Annotated in this window: 16 protein-coding genes; 7 read left to right on the top strand and 9 right to left on the bottom strand. The window is 73.2% G+C overall.

What is annotated here, in order from left to right:
- Positions 1 to 24 precede the first annotated feature (24 nt).
- Positions 25 to 1,812, bottom strand: a complete 1,788-nt coding sequence (locus ACFWUY_RS06995) for an NlpC/P60 family protein (protein WP_384102906.1) — start codon at positions 1,810 to 1,812, stop codon at positions 25 to 27.
- A 241-nt stretch (positions 1,813 to 2,053) separates the two neighbouring features.
- Here ACFWUY_RS06995 and ACFWUY_RS06990 point away from each other — a divergent pair, with 241 nt between their 5' ends.
- Positions 2,054 to 2,353 (top strand): DUF1876 domain-containing protein, encoded by a 300-nt coding sequence (locus ACFWUY_RS06990; RefSeq protein WP_384102904.1) that lies wholly within the window; start codon positions 2,054 to 2,056, stop codon positions 2,351 to 2,353.
- 282 nt (positions 2,354 to 2,635) lie between these two features.
- On the opposite strand, the gene ACFWUY_RS06985 is transcribed toward ACFWUY_RS06990, so the two are convergent.
- Positions 2,636 to 3,271 (bottom strand): CBS domain-containing protein, encoded by a 636-nt coding sequence (locus ACFWUY_RS06985; RefSeq protein WP_384102902.1) that lies wholly within the window; start codon positions 3,269 to 3,271, stop codon positions 2,636 to 2,638.
- 165 nt (positions 3,272 to 3,436) lie between these two features.
- On the opposite strand from ACFWUY_RS06985, the gene ACFWUY_RS06980 reads away from it, so the two are divergent.
- Positions 3,437 to 4,780 (top strand): YncE family protein, encoded by a 1,344-nt coding sequence (locus ACFWUY_RS06980; RefSeq protein WP_384102900.1) that lies wholly within the window; start codon positions 3,437 to 3,439, stop codon positions 4,778 to 4,780.
- 59 nt (positions 4,781 to 4,839) lie between these two features.
- On the opposite strand, the gene ACFWUY_RS06975 is transcribed toward ACFWUY_RS06980, so the two are convergent.
- The 3 genes from ACFWUY_RS06975 to ACFWUY_RS06965 all read right to left on the bottom strand — a co-directional run bounded on the left by ACFWUY_RS06975 (position 4,840) and on the right by ACFWUY_RS06965 (position 8,482).
- The gene (locus tag ACFWUY_RS06975) at positions 4,840 to 6,903 is read right to left on the bottom strand and encodes a discoidin domain-containing protein (protein WP_384102898.1); all 2,064 of its coding nucleotides are present in this window, start codon (positions 6,901 to 6,903) and stop codon (positions 4,840 to 4,842) included.
- 146 nt (positions 6,904 to 7,049) lie between these two features.
- Positions 7,050 to 7,643, bottom strand: a complete 594-nt coding sequence (locus ACFWUY_RS06970; protein WP_384102896.1) for a TetR/AcrR family transcriptional regulator — start codon at positions 7,641 to 7,643, stop codon at positions 7,050 to 7,052.
- Between the two features lie 125 nt (positions 7,644 to 7,768).
- Positions 7,769 to 8,482, bottom strand: coding sequence for a hypothetical protein (locus tag ACFWUY_RS06965; protein ID WP_384102894.1), 714 nt, complete (start codon positions 8,480 to 8,482; stop codon positions 7,769 to 7,771).
- A gap of 245 nt (positions 8,483 to 8,727) precedes the next feature.
- Here ACFWUY_RS06965 and ACFWUY_RS06960 point away from each other — a divergent pair, with 245 nt between their 5' ends.
- Both ACFWUY_RS06960 and ACFWUY_RS06955 read left to right on the top strand, forming a co-directional pair.
- Positions 8,728 to 10,278 carry a hypothetical protein gene (locus tag ACFWUY_RS06960; protein ID WP_384102892.1) on the top strand — a complete coding sequence of 517 codons (1,551 nt, stop codon included), beginning with the start codon at positions 8,728 to 8,730 and terminating at the stop codon, positions 10,276 to 10,278.
- A 125-nt stretch (positions 10,279 to 10,403) separates the two neighbouring features.
- Positions 10,404 to 11,075 (top strand): hypothetical protein, encoded by a 672-nt coding sequence (locus ACFWUY_RS06955; protein ID WP_384102890.1) that lies wholly within the window; start codon positions 10,404 to 10,406, stop codon positions 11,073 to 11,075.
- Positions 11,076 to 11,141: 66 nt separating this feature from the next.
- Here ACFWUY_RS06955 and ACFWUY_RS06950 read toward each other — a convergent pair whose 3' ends face one another.
- The gene (locus tag ACFWUY_RS06950) at positions 11,142 to 11,813 is read right to left on the bottom strand and encodes a GntR family transcriptional regulator (RefSeq protein WP_384102888.1); all 672 of its coding nucleotides are present in this window, start codon (positions 11,811 to 11,813) and stop codon (positions 11,142 to 11,144) included.
- A 66-nt stretch (positions 11,814 to 11,879) separates the two neighbouring features.
- Complete coding sequence (locus tag ACFWUY_RS06945; protein ID WP_384102886.1) at positions 11,880 to 13,139, bottom strand: CaiB/BaiF CoA transferase family protein; 1,260 nt, start codon at positions 13,137 to 13,139, stop codon at positions 11,880 to 11,882.
- Positions 13,140 to 13,275: 136 nt separating this feature from the next.
- Between ACFWUY_RS06945 and ACFWUY_RS06940 the strand changes: the two genes are divergently transcribed.
- Positions 13,276 to 14,463 carry an acyl-CoA dehydrogenase family protein gene (locus tag ACFWUY_RS06940; RefSeq protein WP_384102884.1) on the top strand — a complete coding sequence of 396 codons (1,188 nt, stop codon included), beginning with the start codon at positions 13,276 to 13,278 and terminating at the stop codon, positions 14,461 to 14,463.
- An 82-nt stretch (positions 14,464 to 14,545) separates the two neighbouring features.
- On the opposite strand, the gene ACFWUY_RS06935 is transcribed toward ACFWUY_RS06940, so the two are convergent.
- Positions 14,546 to 15,085 (bottom strand): FBP domain-containing protein, encoded by a 540-nt coding sequence (locus ACFWUY_RS06935; RefSeq protein WP_384102882.1) that lies wholly within the window; start codon positions 15,083 to 15,085, stop codon positions 14,546 to 14,548.
- 16 nt (positions 15,086 to 15,101) lie between these two features.
- Positions 15,102 to 16,523 (bottom strand): DUF6777 domain-containing protein, encoded by a 1,422-nt coding sequence (locus ACFWUY_RS06930; RefSeq protein ID WP_384102880.1) that lies wholly within the window; start codon positions 16,521 to 16,523, stop codon positions 15,102 to 15,104.
- 104 nt (positions 16,524 to 16,627) lie between these two features.
- On the opposite strand from ACFWUY_RS06930, the gene ACFWUY_RS06925 reads away from it, so the two are divergent.
- Together ACFWUY_RS06925 and ACFWUY_RS06920 are read left to right on the top strand one after the other, a co-directional pair.
- Positions 16,628 to 17,977, top strand: coding sequence for a streptophobe family protein (locus ACFWUY_RS06925; protein WP_384102878.1), 1,350 nt, complete (start codon positions 16,628 to 16,630; stop codon positions 17,975 to 17,977).
- Between the two features lie 223 nt (positions 17,978 to 18,200).
- A complete protein-coding gene (locus tag ACFWUY_RS06920) occupies positions 18,201 to 19,052 on the top strand; it encodes an MBL fold metallo-hydrolase (protein ID WP_384102876.1) in 852 nt (283 codons plus the stop codon).
- Positions 19,053 to 19,070 lie beyond the last annotated feature (18 nt).

The raw sequence follows: 19,070 nt of genomic DNA, 5'->3' as shown, positions 1-19,070 counted from the left end.
GGATAAGGGACACCGGGGTGTGCGTCAGACGCGGTGCACGGTGTGGAGCTTCGTGGCGTACGTGCCCGTGCCGTCCAGGGTGGAGGAGCCCGCCAGGTCCGACATGGTCGGTCCGTTGCCGGTCTTGCGGCTGGAGAGGAAGCGGCGCTTGCCGTTCGTGTCCTGCCCCAGGTAGATGCCGACGTGGTCGACCGTGACGGTCGGGCCGTCGTCGCCCGAGTCGGCGTTGAAGAGGAGCAGGTCGCCCGGCTGCAGCAGGGCCGCCGCCGGTGCCGCGCCGCCGGCCGTCTGGTCGATCCGGGCGCCCGGCGCGTGGTCGACCATGTCGCGGGACTTGCGCGGCAGCCGCGTGCCCGAGGTGTCGGCGCCGGCCGCCAGCGGGACCTTGTGGTGGTAGCCGAACACCATCCGCGTGTAGCCGGAGCAGTCCAGGTTGCCGACCTGCTTACTGGACGGGCCGGTGTACGTACCGTCCGGGAAGGTCCAGCCCGTGTTCATGTACTCGTGGAAGTCGGCGCCCTCGTAGCGGTTGCCCTGCGGGTCGAGGTAGCCGTAGCCGGCCTCACCCAGGACCTGCCTGCCCGCGGCGGTGCCCGCGCCCGCGGTCACGGCCGGCGCGCCCGGCAGGAACATGGCCGCGAAGGCGAGCACGTCGGGCGCGGTCGAACCGGCCCAGGCGCGGATCTGGGTCTCGAGGGCCGGGGTCCAGGTGCCGTCGAACGGCTGGTCGAGGACGCGCACCCAGTCGCCGTGGGTGACCGTCGGCGGGGCCTCCCAGGTCGCGTCGGTGACCTCGAAACGGCTGACGGTCAGTTTGACGGGCAGGTTGGTGCAGCCGTCGTTGGCGAGGGCCCGCAGGCCCACCCGGCCCTTGCCGAAGGTGGCGTCGTCGGCCTCGGTGGTCCAGGCGGTGGGCTCGGCGCCGGCCGTACGCCAGGCCTTGGCCCGGATCCTGGTGCCCTCGCGGCGGACCCGGACGGTCCAGTCGGTGCCGGCGGCGACTCCGGTGGCCAGGGGGACGGCCGGCGCCAACTGCGTGACGGCGTCGGCGACCTCCTTCTCGACGCGGAGCTCGACGGCCCCCGTGGTGGTGAAGGAGAGCCGGGCCCGGTAGTTGTTGTGCGAGTCCTGGTAACCGAAGGACAGGGCGTACGAACACGCCTGGCCCGTGGGCACCTTGTCGAACCTGGCCACCGCGCGCACGTCGACGTCGGTGATCTCGCCGTCGCGGACGCTGGCGTGGCGGCTCGCGTAGTCCGTGGTCAGGTTGATGACGCCGGCGCCGGGGGTCACCGAGAAGTCGGTGGCGGAGCCGCCGAGCGTCGTCCAGCCACCGCCGCCGGGGGCGGTGCCCCAGTACGCGCGGTCGGCCTCGGGGAGCGCCAGGTCCGGCAGCGTGCGCCGGAAGTCGTCGACGAAGGGCCGCTTGTTCTCGGTGAAGGTGCGCTCGGGGCCGGGAAGGAGCACCGTGCGGGCGCCGTGCGTCAGGAGCGCGACGCGCCTGCCGCCGGAGGTGACCTCGGTACGGGCCGGGGTGCCGGGCAGCACGTCGGCACTGAGGGTGCCGAGGGCCACGGGGCCGAACCAGTCGGCGTTGAGGGCGGCGACGGTCACGGCGGACCGGGGGGCGCCGAGGCCGGTCACGGGAGCGGCGAGCGGTGTCAGGGCGGGAGCGGCGGCCGTGCCGGCCGCCTGGGCGGCGCGAGCGGGGGCGGCGGGCAGGGACGCGAGGGGAACAGCGGCCGCGGTGGCGGCCAGCGCGGTGAGCACACCGCGCCGGGAGGTGCCGGCGGTGCGAGATGTATTGATCATGACAGCTATCATCCGGACACCCCGCGCACCCGGTTCGACCGGGTGCCCCTACCCGCCGGGCCGCACGCGCGACGACCTGGCCGACCGTCCCGGTTCCGGGGGACGGCCCCGCTGCCACGGGGCGCTCGTGCCGCACCCGTCCGCCGTCCCCGTGCGTTCCGGTCCGGACCGATGGATCCTGGAGACAGGGAACGGGGCCGTGCATCGGTCGTGCGCGGCTCGAAGTACGAGGAGGCAGGCCATGACCCGCACCCTGGAGTGGACGGTCGGCGTGGAACTGGTCGAGGAGCGCGGCATGACCAAGGCCGAGGCCCGGTTGAGCACCGGAAGCTCGACCCTCACGGGTCACGGCTCCGCCCGGTGCAACCCGGCGGACGTGGACGTGCCGGCGATCGGTGACGAGCTCGCCGCGAGCCGGGCGATGAAGGACCTGGCCGGCAAGCTCATGCGGGAGGCCAACCGGGAGATGGAGGCGGTGGGCGCGGGGACCGTTCCCCAGCACACCGGCCCCGGATACGGCTGGCCGGAGGCGGTCACCTGACGGGACCGCCGCCCGCGGCGAGGGCCCGGCGGGGCGTCGTCCGTCCGTCGGGCCCCGTCCGGGCGCGCGCCGTGGCGCGGCCCGTCGCCGTCGGCCCTCCGCACGGGCCATGAGCCGTTCCCAGCGGGTTCCCGCCGGTTTCCGCGAGTGCGGACGGGTCCGCTGCCGCGAGTGCGGGTGAGCCCGCCGAGAGCTTCCCCGCCGGTTCCTCGCCGGCACCCAGGGGCCTCCGCCGGGTTCCCGACCTCGCGGATCTCCACCGGGCCCGCGGATCCCGGCCGGTCACGGCCCGTCCGGCCCTGACCCGTCCGACCGGACCGCCGCCCCCTCGGCCTCCTCGTACGCCAGCCGGTCCGCGACCTCCACCACCCCGTCCACCGTCTCGCACAGCCGGACGAGGATCGGGCCGATCCCCGGGCGGTCCAGCGTGCCGCTGAGCGTGACGCGGCCCTCGTCGACGTCGATGTGCACGGCGGCGGGGGAGAGGCGCAGGATGCGGACGACGACGTCCTCGCGGATCTCCTCCTGGATCGAGCGGTCCCTCCGCAGGAACAGCTGAAGCAGGTCGCTCCGGCTCAGCACCCCGATGAGCCGTCCGTCCGTGTCCACCACCGGCAGCCGCTTCACCCGGTGCCGCTCCATCAGACGGGCGGCCTCGACCGCCGTCCAGGAGGGCCGGGCCGTCACGACGGGGCTCGACATCATGGCCTCCGCCGTGCTGGGCCCGTCCTTCGCCGTGTGCCGCCTCAGGAGATCCGCCTCGGAGACCACGCCCACCGGCCGGTTCTCCTCGTCGACCACGGGGACCGCGGTGATGCCGTACTCGTCGAGGAGCCGCGCGATCTCCTTGAACGAGGTCCCGGGTTGCACCGCCACCGCGGTCGGCGTCATCAGGTCGGCGACACTGCGGTGCCTCATCGTCCGTTCCGTCCCTTCGGGGTTCCGGATTCCATGATCTCCCACCGGGCACCGGAGTGGGACGAGGCGCCTGCGAAACGGGGTGCGCGGCAGGCTTGCGAGATTGGCATGTACATGGTTACTTCGGGTAAGTCCACCCCTGCGAGCCGGAAGAAGGACCCCCGCATGCCCTCTCCCCGCACGTCGAGCACGCTCGTGCCGAGCCCCCGCGCCTCCGGCGCCCCCGGCACCTCCCGCACCCGCCCGCGCCGCGCCCGTCACCTCGCCGCGGCCGTCGCGGTCGCCCTCGCCCTCGTCGCCACCGCCGGCGGCACCGGAGCGGCCGCCCCCGAGGGGCCCGCGGCCGAGGGGCCCGCGTCCGCCGGGCTCCGCGAGGCGATGTTCGTCGGCAACAACTGGGACGGAACGGCCGACGTCATCGCCGCCCGGGGCGACTTCCACCGCATCGGACGCCTGAACGTGATCCCCGACAAGCGGGAACGCCTCCGGGAGATCTATCTCAACCCCGTCAAGCTCGCCTTCTTCCTCGGCGTCCGCAGCGGCCCGGGGGAGGGCCACGACCAGTTCGTCGACGACATGTACGCGACCCCCGACGGCTCCGCCATGGTCGTCTCCCGGCCCAGCTTCGCCGACGTCGTCTCCCTCGACCTGCGCACCGGACGGATCAACTGGCGCTTCGCGGTGGCCGGTCACCGCGCCGACCACATGGCCGTCTCGCCCGACGGCACCCGCGTCGCGGTCTCCGCCTCCACGGGGAACACGGTCCACGTCCTCGACATCACCACCGGCCGTGAACTCGGTTCCTTCGCGACGGGCGACAAGCCGCACGAGAACGTCTTCACCTCCGACGGCCTCCTGTGGAACATGTCCATCGGCGAGGTCACCACCGCACTCGACGCCCCCTGGCTCGACTGGACCAAGGGCGACCGCCGCATCACCGTCGTCGACGCCCGCACCTTCGAGACCGTCCGCGTCATCGACATGCGCGGACGCCTCGACGCCTTCGGGCGCGATGACCTCTCCGACGCCGTCCGCCCGCTCGTCTTCACACCGGACGAGAAGAAGCTCTACTTCCAGGTCTCCTTCTTCAACGGCTTCCTGGAGTACGACATCGCCACGGACCGGATCACCCGGGTGAAGGAGCTCCCCGCCGCCCCGGCGACCGATCCCGACCGCACCACCTGGGTCAACGACTCGCGCCACCACGGCCTTTCGATGAGCCCCGACGGCGGCAGGATCTGCGTCGCGGGGACGATGGACGACTACGCCACGGTGGTCGACCGCGCCACGCTCCAGGAGGGCCCGCTCGTCGAGGCGTCCAAGCCGTACTGGGCGACCGTGAGCGGCGACGGACGGTCCTGCGTCGTCTCCGAGAGCGGCGCCGACCGGGTGACCGCGATCGACTTCGCCACCGGCCGGCGCGTGGCCTCCGTGGACGTCGGTGACCACCCCCAGCGCGTGCGGCTCGCCAGGATCCCCGCCGACTGGACCGGACCGACGGGGAGTTGACGGCGGCTGCGGGGCCGGTCGGATCGGCGGTCCGACCGGCCCCGCTCCCGTCCCGTTCCTCAGGCCCTGTGGACCGCGATCTCGTGGAGCGAGTAGCCCCACCGGGTCGCCCGCCGCTCGCCGTGGAACCGTACGTAGCGGGCCGGCGTCGACGCGAACTCCGCCGTGTCGTACCCACCGTCCCCGGCGTCCGTGGACCACACCGTCCGCCAGTCCGTGCCGTTCTCGGACACCTCGATGCGGTACTGGCGCGCGTACGCCCGCTCCCAGTCGAGGGTGACCCGGCCGACCCGGCGGACCGCCCCGAGGTCCACGCCCATCCACTGGTCGTCCGACCAGTCGCTCGCCCAGCGCGTGCCCACGTCCCCGTCGACGGCGCGGCCCGGGGCGTAGCTCGTGAACGGGTTCCACTCCGAGGAACTGGCCGAAGCGGCAGCGCCCGCCGCGAGGTTCACCCCCGGCTCGTGCCTCTCGGTCGCCCCCCAGGTGGTCAGGTACGACTCGGCGCCACGGGCCAGCTCGTCCACGACTCCCTGGCCGCCGCTGAGCCGGATCTGCTCGATCCAGTCCGGCACCATGCCGTTGTGCGCGGCACCGTCGGTGTTGAGGTCCCAGGTGCGCTCACCCGTCACCTGACGGTCGATCACCGCTCCGCCGTCGAAGCTGCGGAAGGGGTACCTCACCGCGTTCGGCGCGTCCGCCCCGACCGGGCCCGGCCAGCCGCCGACCCCGTTCATGTCCGTTCCGTATCCCAGGCCGACCCCGTACTTCTCGCGGAGCCCGGCCTTCTGCCCCGCCTCGCCGATGAAGCCCTCCGCGCCGTGCATGTACTGGGCGACGAAACCGCCCAGGCGGTAGAGCCGCTCGGTCCAGTCCAGGTCCATCCAGCTGTGGGTGGAGAGGACGCCCGGGTACTCCTCGGACTCCAGGATGTCGAGCGCCCGCCCGGCCGCCTTCACGCTCATGTGGTCGAGCTCGAGCATCATGCCCCGGTCCATCATGCCCCGCAGCGCGTACTCGCCCAGTCGGCTCAGGCCGCGGGTGTTGCACTTCGCGTCGGAGGCGTACGAGGGGACGCTCACCCCCGGCGGCAGCTTGGAGGCCATCACCGGGGCGGCCGCGAGCCCGATCGGGTTGTCGTGCTGCGGACCGGTGCACTTCTCGGTGGCCCAGAAGGTGCCCGTCGACAGGAACTGGCCGATGTTGACCGCGGTCCCGATGGCCCCCGAGTCGAAGCGGACGCCGCAGAGCGCGTTGTCGAACTTGTGGCAGAGGAACATGCTCCGCACCCCGAGCCCGTACAGCTCGTCGAGACCGCGGTCGATGTCCTCCTTGTCGCACTGGGCCACGTCGAGGATCATCTTGCAGCCGAACGGCTCCGAGGTCTCCACGCCCAGGACGACCGCGAGCTTGCCCTGCTCGACCACCGAGCGCGCCTGCGCGGCGGAGGTGACGATACGGAACCAGCCCTTCCCGGGGCCGCCGTACAACCCGTCGACGTAGTCCTGGAGCTCGTACGTCTTCCGGGCCTGGAGGCGGATCGACGTCATCTCGTCGCAGCCGCGGTCCCGGGGCAGGATCGAGCAGATCAGGCCGTTCGTCACCAGGTCGTTGACGAGCACCCGCTGCCCGCCGCGCCAGGCGCGCTCCACCCACGCGTAGTAGTTCTGCTGGTGGGTCAGGGAGTCATGGGCGGGCCAGTCCTTGAACGTCGGCCAGCCCACCGGGTCGTGGTGGCCGTCGGAGCCGCCGGTGATGTTCTCGAACAGCGCGCCCGAACCGTCGGGATAGTGTTCGGGACAGTCCTTGAGCGCCTCCGCGGCGCCGCCCGCGGCGAACGTCCGGCCGCAGATCAGCCGGCCGCCGAAGCCCTCGTCGGACATCAGGTGGTTGTGCGCGTCGACGAAGCCGCGCACCTTCCCCTGCGCGTCCGTTCCCGTGAACGGGGCGCCCGTGACGTTGATCCGCGAGTCGGCCGCGGGCCGGGACGTGGGCTCCCACCAGGAGCTGCCGGCGTCGGCCGCGGGGACGGGGGCGGAGCCGAAGAGGACGGCGGCCAGGGCGAGGAGCAGTGCCAGGAGGGCGGATCGGCCGCCGGTCCCGCGCGAATGGGGTCGAGTCATGGTCAGCGATGCCTCCGGTCGGTGGGGGTGTACCGGGCGCCCCGAGGATCGCGGTGTCGGTGGAGCGAGTCAATAGTCCGGGACGGATGACCTGTTGACGGCGGGGAAGGCCGACCGGCCGGAACCAGGACCCGTCGGGGGAGCCGTCACCCCTCGAACATGACCACCAGCTGATCAGCCGCCAGGTCGAGTTGGTCGGCGGCCGCCTTCTCGTCGCCGAGGACGAGGAACTGCAGGGTGAGACCGTCGATCGCGGCCGCCAGGTACCGCGCGATCGTCTCCACCGGCACCCTCGGTTCGAGGCCCCGCAGCGCGCGCACCTGCTCGACCAGGGTGCCCGCCGACACCACGTACTGCTCGTACTGGGCACGCGCCAGGTGCTCGAACCCCGGCTCCCGCAGGGCGTACTGGGTGAGGTCGTAGGTGAGCATGTGCTCGCCGGGACGGTCCGTGACGTGGTCCCAGTACGTCTGGAGCGCCCCCCGCACGGCCTCCCGCAGTGTGGCGCCCGGCTCGACCGCCGACATCACCCGGGCCACGTAGGTGCCGGTGATCGTCTCGATCGCGGCCTCCAGGAGGGCCTGCTTGGACTCGAAGCAGTAGTGGAAGACGCTCAGCGAGACCCCGGCCTCGGCGCAGATCGACCGGGTGGTCGTCCGGGCGACACCGTCCCTGGTCATCGCCCTGATCGCGGCCTCGACCAGCTGCCTGCGTCGTTCGGCCGACGGCATCCGCCCCATGGTTCCTCCTCGCGTCCGGCGCAAGGGTAGGCGAGAGCCGCGCCCGGTGACACCACGGGCGCCGCCCGTCGCTCGCCGCCCGCCGCGTGATCCGTGCGCGCGGCGGGACGGGACGGCCGGACGCGTCAGGGGACGGGGGTGTACGGGGTGTCGCTGTGGCGCAGTTCGGTCATGGCGGGCTCGGTGACGCGGTAGACGGCGGTGCGCCGGATCGTCACGACGGCGGCCGGGTCGGCGTCCCCGCGGGTCAGGTAGACGACGGTCGCCTGCCGCGGAGCGGGCGAGGAGGCGTCGATCGACACCACCGGCGTGCGGTCGCCGAGCGAGGCGGCGGCGGCCGGTACGGGAGTCCCGCCGTCGTTGCGCCAGGTGACGAGACCGTAGAAGCGGCCCGTGCCGCCCGTCGTGACCTTCACGGCGGCCACGGCGTCCGCCGCCGGATCGCCCGTCACGTCCCCGATGCCGCACTGCGGCTGGAGCTCGATCACCACACCGTCACCTTCCCACCGCCCGTCGGTGAAGGCGATCGTCCCCGCCGGGGCGTCGGGCAGCCGCAGGGACGGCCCCTGTAGTTCGGCGTTCCGCAACTGGTCACAGGTGAGGGCGCCCGCCGAGGCGTCCTTGCCGGGCTTCTTCGACCCGGTCGGCGAGGGCTTGGCCGGTTCCTCGCCCTTGGTCGGCTTGCCGCCGGGAGCCTTCGAGGCGCTGGGCTTCCCGGGTCCTGATCCGGAGCCCTCTCCGCCGCCGCCCGTGTCCTGGCACCCCACCGTGACCGACGCCAACGCGAGAGCCGTGACCAGCAACGCTCCGCGCGCCACCCCTCTTCTGGTTCCGAACATCCCAGGTTCCCCCTTGTTCTGTCCCGCCGTCCGTGCGCAGACCGGCAGGGTCGAAGACGCGCCACCGGGCACCACGGTTGCGGACGCCTGACCTGGCGGAACCAGGGGACCGCGCCGTCGAGGCGTACAGCCGCACTGGCATCATGCGTACCCGGGAAGAACACCGATCGCGGCGGCCTCGCGGTCAGCACAGCCGCCGCCACGCCCCACGCCCCACCACGACCGAACCGCTGAGTGAGCTCCTCTTGATCGACAGCACCACCCCTCCGCACGACACCACCCCCTCGGGCATACGCGCCGAGCGCCGGCGGATCGTCGAGTCCGTCCAGGCGCACCGGCGACTCCTCGCGAAGCGGGGGGCGTTCGAGGTGTCGGACCGGCAACGGCTGAACCGCGAGGCCAGGGAGCGCGACCGCGCCGAGGCACGGCACGGGAAGGCGCTCCAGCGCGTCCACGAGAAGCAGGTCAAGAACGAGCGGTCGCTCACGGGCAAGCTGAACGGGCTCGACGGGAAGCGCGACAGCCAGGAGCGCAGGGCGCTCGCCGTGCTGCGGCGCGAGTCCGTCGACCAGGCGCTCCGGAGCACGCACCTCACCGCGAGCCAGGTGAACGGCATCGGCAGCGGCCTCGTCCGGGACCTCGCCGCGCAGGGAGTCAGGACCGCCGCCGACTTCAGACGCGTCTCCTGGGGGAAAGCCCCCAACGGGAAGGGCGGTGAGGTGCTGTACATCCACCGCACGCAGGGCCGCAAGGTCCACATCAACGGCATCGGCGAGCATCGCGGCCGCCCGCTGACGGAGTGGCGACGAGAGGCCCTCGCCCGTGCGGAGGCCCGCGCGCCGCACGAACTGCCGGCCGATCAGCGGCACCGTATCGCCGAGATCATCGAGACCGAACGGGTCCGGCTCCAGGGCGAACTGGACGAAGTCCCGCGGCTCGCGGCTTCGGCCCGGGCCGAAGCCGTACGCGTCCACACGGAGGCCGTGGAACGCCTCGCCGTCGCCGAGGCGGAGGCGGCGGAGGAGGCCGCGCGCCGCAGGGCGGAGTTCGACGCGATGGCCGAGCGTCTGCTCGGTCTCCAGGCCGAACTGTCCGCCCACGTGGACCGGTTCGGCGATCTGGGGCTCCGTGACCGGCGGGCCCGTTCCCGGGCTCTCCGGCCGGTCCCGGTCGCGCCCGCCGTCCCGGCTCCCCGCGCCCCGGAATCCGCCCCGCGCCGGAAGACGAGCCCGGCGTACGCCGACACCGATCCGACCGCGGCCCCGGCGAGCGCCGTCACCGGACCGGCCGGAGCGCAGGCGAGCGACACCACGGACTCGGCCGGAGCGCAGACGGGCGCCATGACGGGCCTGGCCGGAGACCCGGCGGGCGCCATGACGGACCCGGCCGGAGACCCGGCCGGCGCCACCGCCCTGGACGGAGTCCGGGCGAGCCTCGGCTGGCTCGTCCCGATGGCCTTCTTCGGGCTGACGACGGTCCTCGGCACGGGCGGCGACGCCACCGCCCCCCTGGGGTTCAGGATCACGGCCCGGCTCGCCGCCCTTGCCATGCTGGCGGATCTGCTGCGCCTCTGGGTTCCGCGCAGACGCTGGCGTACGGCGGGTTCCCTGCCCGCCGGTACCGGCCTGCTGGCCTCGGGCACGTTCCTGGGCCTGGTCTCCGCGAGCATGTCCGTCGACCCGGAGCACTCGGCCGGCGGCGCCCCCTGGGCCGTCGCCGTCGTGTCGGCGCTCCTCCTCCTGGGAGGCGCCGCCCGCCGCACGGGCACGCGGACACCGGGCCGGACCTCCGACTGACCGCGCGGCGACCACCGGGGAGTCGTCAAGAGCCGGCGGTGCGCCCCGTGCGCCGCGCCGACCTGCGTTCCTCGTGCCCCGGGGGGAAGCTGGAGGCGGGGAAGTGCCCGGAAGGAGCCGTCGCCATGGGAGGAAACCCACGCCGCCCTCAAGGACTCGTACGCCTCGCGGCCGTCGGTGTCGCGGCGGTCGCGGGCGCCGCACTGCTCTCCGGCTGGGACGGTGACGGTACGGCGGGCCGGGCCGAGGGGCAGGCCCCGGGCCGTACCGCCGCCGTGCCGGCCGCCGCGGCCCCGGCCGCGCCCAGTCCGTCGGCCGATGACGTGCGCACCCTCGAGCAGGGCCGGACCCTGACCGTCGCCATCTCGCCCAACGACCTCTTCGACATCCCGGCGAGCTCGGCCGAGGTGACCCTCACCGCCCTGAAGCAGGCGGACCGGCTTCCGCAGGGCGAGCACCTGGACCCCGAGGTCGCCGAGCGGGGCATGACGTTCGTCTGCCTGGAGTTCAAGGTCGAGAACGCGAGCACCGAGGAGTTCGACACCTCGCCTCTGACCAGGGCGCGCTGGACCGGCAAGGACGGAGAGACGACGAAGGTCGAGCAGGAGATCGGCGGGAACTGCGCGGCGCTCGGCCTCGTCGAGGAGAACCTGCTGACCGAACCGGACCCCCGGCCCGGCGAGTTCGTGCGGGGGACCACCGTCTTCGCGGTGCCCGACGGGCAGGCGGGTGTCCTGGAGTTCGCCGACGGCCTGGACCACCCCCTGTTCAAGGTCGAGACGAAGGCTTCCCGTTGACCGGGCGTCCCGGCGCCGACGGCCGGACGGGAGGACCGCCGACGGGCGCCCCGAGGGGACCGCGTCTCAGGCCCGTTCCAGGTCCAGGACGTCGCGCAGCGCCGCCACCGCGTGGGCCCGGTGCTCGTCGAGCCACCGGACGGTGGCCTCCTCGTCGCCGTGGCGGAGCGCGGAGATGACGGCGCGGTGCTCGCGCACGGCCTGCTTCCGGTGCGGGTCCTCGGTGTAGTAGAGCGAGCGGTACGCGTCGGTGGAGTCCCACAGGGTGGCGATCAGGCGGACCAGGCGCGGCATGCCGGACGCCTCGATCAGGGTGAAGTGGAAGAGCCGGTTCGCCGCCGCCATCCGCGGCACGTCACCGTCCTCGGCGGCCCGCTCCACCTCGCGCTGGACGCGTTCGAGCGTGGCCACCGTGCCCTCGGGCATCCGCCGGACGGCCATGCGCACGGCCTCCGTCTCCAGGAGTTCCCGGATCCGGTAGATCTCCTCCAGGTCGTCGAGAGAGAGCTCCGCGACGAAGTACCCGCGGTGGATGTGATGGACGACCAGGCCCTCGGCCTCCAGGGCCTTCAGGGCCTCGCGCAGCGGCACCCGGCTCACCTCGAAGCGGGCCGCGAGGGCGTCCTGGCGGATCTGCCCGCCGGGCCTGAGCTCCCCGCTGGTGATGGCGCGCCGCAGTTCCTCCAGGACGAACTGCTGGGCGGTCTGCGGCCGCCTCTTCTGCACCGCGCTGCTCATCGCCTGTGACCTTCCGTTTCCTTACGCTGCCCACCGGGCGTCGCCGCGCCGGTGGCGACCATCTTCCTACGCGCGGCCGTTCGCCGCCGATCCCCTGTGGACGGACCGTCCGAGCTCCGCGAGGAGGCCGTCCGTGTGCTCGCCCAGGCGCGGGGGAGCGGTGCGGTAGGCGGCCGGGGTGGCGTCGAGCCGGATCGGATGGGCCACCTGACCGGGACCGGCCGCGGACTCCGGGACCCGGGGGGCGAGCCCCAGCCGGTCGGCGAGGTCGAAGGCGGCGGCCAGGTCGTTGATCGGCCCGCACGGCACGCCGGCCGCGGTGAGCTCCTCGAACCAGCTGTCGGCGGTCCGGGTGCCGAGCGGCCCGGCGAGCGCCGCGATCAGTTCCTCCCGGTGCGCGACCCGGGCCGTGTTGGTGGCGAAGCGGGGATCCCCGGCGAGTCCCGGCAGGCCGAGCCGTTCGCACAGGGCCCCGAACTGCCGGTCGTTGCCCACGGCGAGGACCAGCGGCCGGTCCTGGGCCTCGAACACCTCGTACGGGGCGATGCTCGGGTGCCGGTTGCCCATCGCGCGCGGCACGACCCCGGCCCCGAGGTGGGCGGCTGCCTGGTTGGTGAGCGCCGAGAGGAGCGAGCCGAGGAGGGAGACCTCGACCCGCTGGCCCTCGCCGGTGCGTTCCCGGTGGCGGAGGGCGGCGAGGACGCCGAGGCCCGCGTGGAGCCCGGTGATGACGTCGACCAGGGCGACCCCGGCCTTCGTCCCCTGGCCGCCGGGTTCACCGGTGACGCTCATGAGGCCGCCCATGGCCTGGACGAGCAGGTCGTAGCCGGGCAGCCGGGCCCCTTCGGCGGTGCCGAAGCCGGTCACCGAGCAGTAGACGAGCCCGGGGTTGGTCGCCCGCACGTCCTCGTACGCGAGGCCGAGCTTCTCCATGGTGCCGGGGCGGAAGTTCTCCACCAGGACGTCCGCGCGGTCCACGATCGCGCGGGCCGTCGCCAGGTCCTCCGGGTCCGTGAGGTCGAGGGCGACGGAGCGCTTGTTCCGGTTCACCCCGAGGAAGTACGTGGCCTCGCCGGCGGCGAACGGCGGTCCCCACGCGCGCGTGTCGTCGCCGGCACCCGGCCGCTCGATCTTGATGACGTCGGCGCCCAGGTCGGCGAGGAGCATCGTCATGTACGGCCCGGCGAGCACCCGGCCGAAGTCGGCGACGACGATCCCGGAGAGGGCACCGCCCAGCGGAGTCCTCGGCGTCCCCGGCGCCCCTGAGGTCCCCGGTATCCCCGAGGTCCCGGGCGTCTCGGGAGTGCCCGGCTGGTCTGCGCGCATTCCGCTCTCCCTCGTTGGCGATCGGATCCAGTCGGACCGTACGGTCCGGATATTGGATTTTCAATACTGGATCCAATATTCGATCTGGCGCTACGCTTCGGCACGCCGAGTCGCCACAGCCGCCAGGAGGCCGTCCGTGAAGTCGCAGCCCAGCTCCGCTCCCGTCCACCCCTTCGACCTGCTCGCCGTCGACGGACTGCTGACCGACGAGGAGCGTGAGATCCGCCGTACCGTGCGCGCCGTCGCCGACCGCGAACTGCGCCCGCACGTCGCAGGCTGGTTCGAGAAGGGCGAGATCCCCGCCCGCGAACTCGCCCGCACCCTCGGCGGCATCGGCGTCCTCGGCATGCACCTGGAGGGCTACGGCTGCGCGGGTACCGACTCCGTCGCGTACGGCCTCGCCTGTCTGGAGCTGGAGGCCGTCGACTCGGGCCTGCGCTCCCTCGTCTCCGTGCAGGGCTCCCTCGCCATGTACGCGATCTGGAAGTACGGCTCCGAGGAGCAGAAGCAGCGGTGGCTGCCGAAGATGGCGGCGGGCGAGTACATCGGCTGCTTCGGCCTCACCGAGCCCGACGCCGGCTCGGACCCGGGCGCCATGCGCACCAACGCCAAGCGCGACGGCTCCGACTGGATCCTCAACGGCACCAAGATGTGGATCACCAACGGCTCCGTCTCCGACGTGGCCGTCGTCTGGGCCCGCACCGAGGACGGCGTCCGCGGATTCCTGGTGCCGGCCGGCACCCCCGGCTTCAGCGCCCCCGAGATCAGGATGAAGCTCTCGCTGCGGGCGAGCGTCACCAGCGAACTGGTCTTCGAGGACGTGCGCCTCCCCGCCGACGCGATGCTGCCGGAGGCCCGCGGCCTCTCCGGCCCCCTCGGCTGCCTCAACGAGGCCCGCTTCGGCATCGTCTTCGGTGCGCTCGGCGCCGCCCGCGACTGTCTGGAGACGGCCATCTCCTACGCCCGCGACCGGATCGTCTTCTCCCGCTCCCTCGCCTCGTACCAGCTCACCCAGCAGAAGCTCGCCGACATGTCCGTCGAACTCGGCAAGGGCATGCTGCTCGCCCTCCACCTGGGACGGCTCAAGGACGCGGGCGCGCTCACCCCCGAGCAGGTCAGCGTGGGCAAGCTGAACAACGTGCGCGAGGCCATCGCGATCGCCCGCGAGTGCCGCACGATCCTGGGTGCCAACGGCATCACCCTGGAGTACCCGGTGCTGCGCCACGCCAACAACCTGGAGTCGGTGCTCACCTACGAGGGCACGAGCGAGGTCCACTCCCTGGTCATCGGCAAGGCGCTCACCGGCGAGCAGGCCTTCCGCTGATCCGCTGATCCGCTGATCCGTGGACCCCGGGGGCCGAACCTCGGGTCCGGGGAGTCGATCCTCGGGCCCGAGGCGCCGGTGGTCAGCCCGCCGTCACCCGGTCGACGAACGCGTCCAGGTTGTCCGTCAGACGGGCGACCTGCTCGTCGAGCGTGAGGGACTCCTCGTGGCGGCGGCCCCGCAGCTTCGGCTGCCGCCTGCCTCGGACGTACAGGGAACAGGCGAGGTCGGCGCAGAGGTAGATCCCGACGGTGTTCCCCTCGCGGCCACGACTTCCGGCGAGGGGCGCCACGAGGAGCGTGACGCCCGATGACGCGTGCCCGGTCAGGCATACCTGGCACATGCTCGACTTCACGGCGCTGGTCCGGCCGGCGGCCGGCACGCGCAGGCTCACCCCCACCGGCCCGTCCGCGCGGGGGACGACCAGGTGCGCGCGAAGCGGCGCGCCCGGGTCGACCCAGCCCAGGAAGTCCAGGTCGTCCCAGGGGAGCTCGGCGAAGTCGAGCGGCAGCTTGAGGCGGGCCGCCTCGCCCTTGGTGCAGTTCACGAAGGACGAACGGATCTGTTTGTCGGTCAATGCTTCCACTCGGTGGACCGTACACGGACCGTCGTGGGCGGGCATCCGAATAAGGCGCTGCTCAGCCGCCAGCCGCCGCGGGGCGACCGCCGGAACCGGCGGTCAGGACCGGTGGCCCGCCCTGCGGACCGGGGGCCGGGGGCGGGGCGGAGTCCGAGACCGGGGCCGTGTCCGAGCCGGCCGGGGGCGGCGGGGAGACGTCGGCGGGAGAGCTGACCGGGGCGGAGCGGTCGGCCGGCTCGCTCGTGCCCGGATCCGCCGGGGATTCCGTGGCGGGCGCCGACTCCGGCTCCGACGACTCGGTCGACGTCGACGTCGACGTGTCGGGCGGTGACGCGTCGGTCGACGGGGACGTGTCGGAAGGGGACGTCGGCGGCGAGGACGTCGAGGTCGACGGGGATTCGGACGGCGACGTCGAGGTCGACGGGGAGGTGGTGGGCGGCGGGGGCGGCGGCGGGGTCGGCTTGTCCTGCTTGCCGGTGTCGCCGTGCTTCCGCGCGAACCAGCTGTCGTCCTCGGGGTCGTACACCACGAAGACGTTCACGACCGTCGTGGCGGGCGCCACCACGACCACCTGGGAGGAGCTGTACCCCTGCCACGGCGTCCCCGTCGTCCGGGGCTCCTTCTGCGGCACCGGGTCGGTCAGCGGGTTGCCGCAGGCGCAGCGCACCCGGGGCACGCCCCGGCTGTCGACGAGGACCGCCGTCCCGGCCTGGAGCACCGCCTGGTACGGGGTGGCGGAGCCGTCCCGGAAGCCGTGGTTCGTCACCCGGGTGTCGGCCCGGAGCTGAAGCGGGGTCAGGGACCGCAGATAGCGCGGTACGTCCCCGGCGGAGGTGCCCACGACCGAGGCGAAGGCCGCGTTCTTGGCGGGCTCGCCCGAGAGGTAGCGCACCTGCTGTTCCACGTCGCAACTGGCCACCGCCTGCGTCCCGCCGTAGAGGCCGGGCGTCGATCCCGACACCTCGGGGGTGGCGGACGCGGTACGGGGCGGCAGGGAGGGTGGCGGCGCGGAGGCCGGGTCGGTGCGGGCCGTCGACCGGGTGAACGGGTCGGGGCCGGACGCGGCCGCGTTCTGCAGGAAGACCTCGCCGCCACCGGACCCGGAGCCGCCGCCCCCGCCGGAGCCGTTGGTGAGGACGACGGCCAGGGCCGCGGCCGCCACCGCGACGGCGGTGACCGAGGCGACCTTGGGGACGGAGCGCCACCAGGGGCCCTTGCCGCCGCCGTTCCCGGGACCATCCGCACGGCTGCTTCCGCCGCCGGAGCCGCCGGACGAACCGCCGCCGCCCCCGCCTCCCCTCGAACCGTCGTGGGGTGGTCCGGGGGGAGGCGGGGGGCCGGCGCTCCCGGGGCGTGTACTCGGACCCGAGAGCGGGCCTGAGGGGGGACCTGCGGGAGGCACCGACGGGGGGCCGGACGACGGAGGGCCGGACGGCGGGTGGGAAGTCACGTTTTTCCCTTTCTTCCGTTCCGCGCCCATTGTGTGCGCGGAACAGTGCCCTCCCGCAAGCGGAAGCACGCGGATCGCGGGCACGTCCGGGAGCTCCACCGGTCCGCAAGCGGCCGACCGCCACCGGTACTAGCGTGGGCAGCGTGAGCAGTCGGCTCTCCACCTCCACCCGGCCCGCCGAGACCACTGGCGGGCTCCTCGCCCGCGTCGCCCTCCAGGCCCTGGCGGCAGTGGTCGCCGGATACCTCGCGATGGGCGTCACGGCGGGCCTCGGCCTCTGGGCCGCGGACGCGGCCGACCTCCCCGGCGGCTTCACCGCCGTCCTCGCCGCGGTCGTCGTCATGGCCGCCGGCGGCAAGGTCGAGCTCTCCGGCGACGCCGGAGCCCTCGCCGGAACCCAGGCGGAGCTGACCGCCATGCCGCTCACCGTCACCCTGGTGGGCGCACTGGTCACCGGCTTCTGTTTCCTGCGCCCGCTGCGCCACCACGCCGTCACGAGCTCCCGTGAACTCCTGCTGCGCGCCGCGAGCACCGTCGTCCTCTGGCTGGCGGCGCTCGCGGGCCTCTCCGCGCTCGCCCGGCACGACTTCCGGATCACCATCGGCGGCGGGGAGGGACAAGGCGGACTGGAGGACCTCTTCAGCGAGCTCCTCGACGCCGTGAACCCCACCGTCGGCTTCCGCACCGACCTCGGACCGACCCTGTTCTACGGCCTCCTGTGGATCCTGGGCGTCCTCGCCATCGCTCTCCTCGTCTCCCGCAGGACCCCGCTGCCGCCCCGGCTCGTCCGCTACCAGGAACCCGTCAGGCCCGCGGCCCACGCGATGCTCCTGCTGCTCCTCGCGTACGTGGCCGTCGGCCTGGTCATCGGCCTGGTCGTCGCCGCGACCAGGGGGCACGCCGCGGAGACCTTCGCCGTCCTCCTGCTCGGCCTGCCGAACGTCACCTGGCTCGCCCTCGGCGTCGGCATCGGCGGCTCCTGGGAGGGCCGGGCCGAAGGCCCCTTCGGCCTGCCCATGCCACAGGTCCTCGACGCCGTGCTGCGCCAGGGAAGCGGCACGGGCGACACCCCGGACCTCTCCACCATCGACCTGAACTCGCTCGCCGCGCAGGACGCGCGGGCCTGGTGGCTGCTCCCCGTCGCCGCCGTCCTGGTCCTCGCCGCCGCCTTCGCGGCGGCGGTCCGCTCGCCGGCCCGGATCCGGCTGTGGCAGCACGCCGTGCACCTGGGGGTCGCGTTCGCGCTGACCATGCTGGTCGTCGCCCCCATCACCCTGGTCGAGGCCCGCTTCGGCCTCTCGATCCTCGGCATCGGCGACCTCGGCTCGCTCGGCGGCGAGGTGCTCCTGCGCCCGCACATCTGGAAGACGGCCGGTTTCGCCCTTCTGTGGGGTCTGTTCTTCGGCTTCCTCGGCGGACTCCTCGCCACCCGCGTGCGCCGCAAGGGTGAGATCGAGGAACCGCGGCCACCGGCCCGCACGTAGCCCCGGGGGGTGTTCCGAAAGTCCCGCACAGCACCCATGGGTGTTGACGGCCGCCCACCCGAGCACGGCCCGGGACCGGTCGGCGCCGACCGTGCACCCCTCGTCGTTCACCGAAGTCGACACCGAAGCCGACCGTCACGAGTTCTGCGTTTGACGACAGTCCGGCACGGGGCTGCACTGGATTCATGGACGCTGCGGTGACTCCGTCCTAGGGAGAGCAGCGATGACAACCACGAAGAGTTTCAACCTTCTGCAGCCGTACAAGATCGCCGAGGAGACGTTCGTCATCCCGTGGGCCCTCGAGGCCCCGCCGGTCGGCCACTTCCCGATGAACTCGATGGTGATCCGGGGAACCGAACCGATCCTCGTGGACACCGGGGCACCCGCGGTGCGTTCCCAGTGGCTGGAGGCGGCCTGGTCCGTCGTGGATCCCCTGGACGTACGGTGGATCTTCCTCACGCACGACGACCGCGACCACGCCGGCAACCTCCTGGCGGTCCTCGCGGAATGCCCGAACGCGACCCTGCTGACGACATGGTTCTCCATCGGCCGCATGGCCGAGGAGTGGGAGACTCCCGTCAACCGGTGCCGCTTCATGACCGACGGCGACACGATCGACGTGGGCGATCGCACCCTGGTCGCCAAGCGGCCGCCCCTGTACGACAACCCCACGACCCGCGCCCTCTTCGACCCGAAGGCCGGCGTCCTGTGGGCCGTGGACACCTTCGCCACGAACGTGCCGACCCCCGTGCCCGAAACGGGGGCGCTGTCGCCGGACGAATTCCGCGACGGCCAGTTCTTCGGCGGACGCCTGGTCTCCCCCTGGGTCGCCCTGCTGGACGCCCAGAAGTTCGGGACGGTCGTCACCGACTTCCAGCACCTGAACGCCGAGGTCATCGCCGGCTGCCACTGCCCGGTCCTCCGCGGAGCCCAGATCCCCGAGGCCTACGACCTCCTCCGCCAACTCCCCGGAATCCCACCGTGGACGGAGTTCACCCAGACCGACCTGGACCAGTGGATGGCGGCTGCCGAGAGCTCGGTTCCGCCGGAGCAGCCGCGGCCGTCGGGGACGTGAGCGACTTCCCGAACACGC

Origin of the sequence: Streptomyces sp. NPDC058664, assembly GCF_042716635.1 — a bacterium.
GTDB lineage: Bacteria > Actinomycetota > Actinomycetes > Streptomycetales > Streptomycetaceae > Streptomyces.
This window is presented reverse-complemented; position numbering and strand designations above follow the sequence as displayed.

Excerpts from the sequence above, each read along its gene's own strand:
- ACFWUY_RS06995 (WP_384102906.1), bottom strand. The coding sequence starts at position 1,812 with ATGATCAATACATCTCGCACCGCCGGCACCTCCCGGCGCGGTGTGCTC.
- ACFWUY_RS06990 (WP_384102904.1), top strand. The coding sequence starts at position 2,054 with ATGACCCGCACCCTGGAGTGGACGGTCGGCGTGGAACTGGTCGAGGAG.
- ACFWUY_RS06985 (WP_384102902.1), bottom strand. The coding sequence starts at position 3,271 with ATGAGGCACCGCAGTGTCGCCGACCTGATGACGCCGACCGCGGTGGCG.
- ACFWUY_RS06980 (WP_384102900.1), top strand. The coding sequence starts at position 3,437 with ATGCCCTCTCCCCGCACGTCGAGCACGCTCGTGCCGAGCCCCCGCGCC.
- ACFWUY_RS06975 (WP_384102898.1), bottom strand. The coding sequence starts at position 6,903 with ATGACTCGACCCCATTCGCGCGGGACCGGCGGCCGATCCGCCCTCCTG.
- ACFWUY_RS06970 (WP_384102896.1), bottom strand. The coding sequence starts at position 7,643 with ATGGGGCGGATGCCGTCGGCCGAACGACGCAGGCAGCTGGTCGAGGCC.
- ACFWUY_RS06965 (WP_384102894.1), bottom strand. The coding sequence starts at position 8,482 with ATGTTCGGAACCAGAAGAGGGGTGGCGCGCGGAGCGTTGCTGGTCACG.
- ACFWUY_RS06955 (WP_384102890.1), top strand. The coding sequence starts at position 10,404 with ATGGGAGGAAACCCACGCCGCCCTCAAGGACTCGTACGCCTCGCGGCC.
- ACFWUY_RS06950 (WP_384102888.1), bottom strand. The coding sequence starts at position 11,813 with ATGAGCAGCGCGGTGCAGAAGAGGCGGCCGCAGACCGCCCAGCAGTTC.
- ACFWUY_RS06945 (WP_384102886.1), bottom strand. The coding sequence starts at position 13,139 with ATGCGCGCAGACCAGCCGGGCACTCCCGAGACGCCCGGGACCTCGGGG.
- ACFWUY_RS06935 (WP_384102882.1), bottom strand. The coding sequence starts at position 15,085 with ATGCCCGCCCACGACGGTCCGTGTACGGTCCACCGAGTGGAAGCATTG.
- ACFWUY_RS06930 (WP_384102880.1), bottom strand. The coding sequence starts at position 16,523 with ATGGGCGCGGAACGGAAGAAAGGGAAAAACGTGACTTCCCACCCGCCG.
- ACFWUY_RS06920 (WP_384102876.1), top strand. The coding sequence starts at position 18,201 with ATGACAACCACGAAGAGTTTCAACCTTCTGCAGCCGTACAAGATCGCC.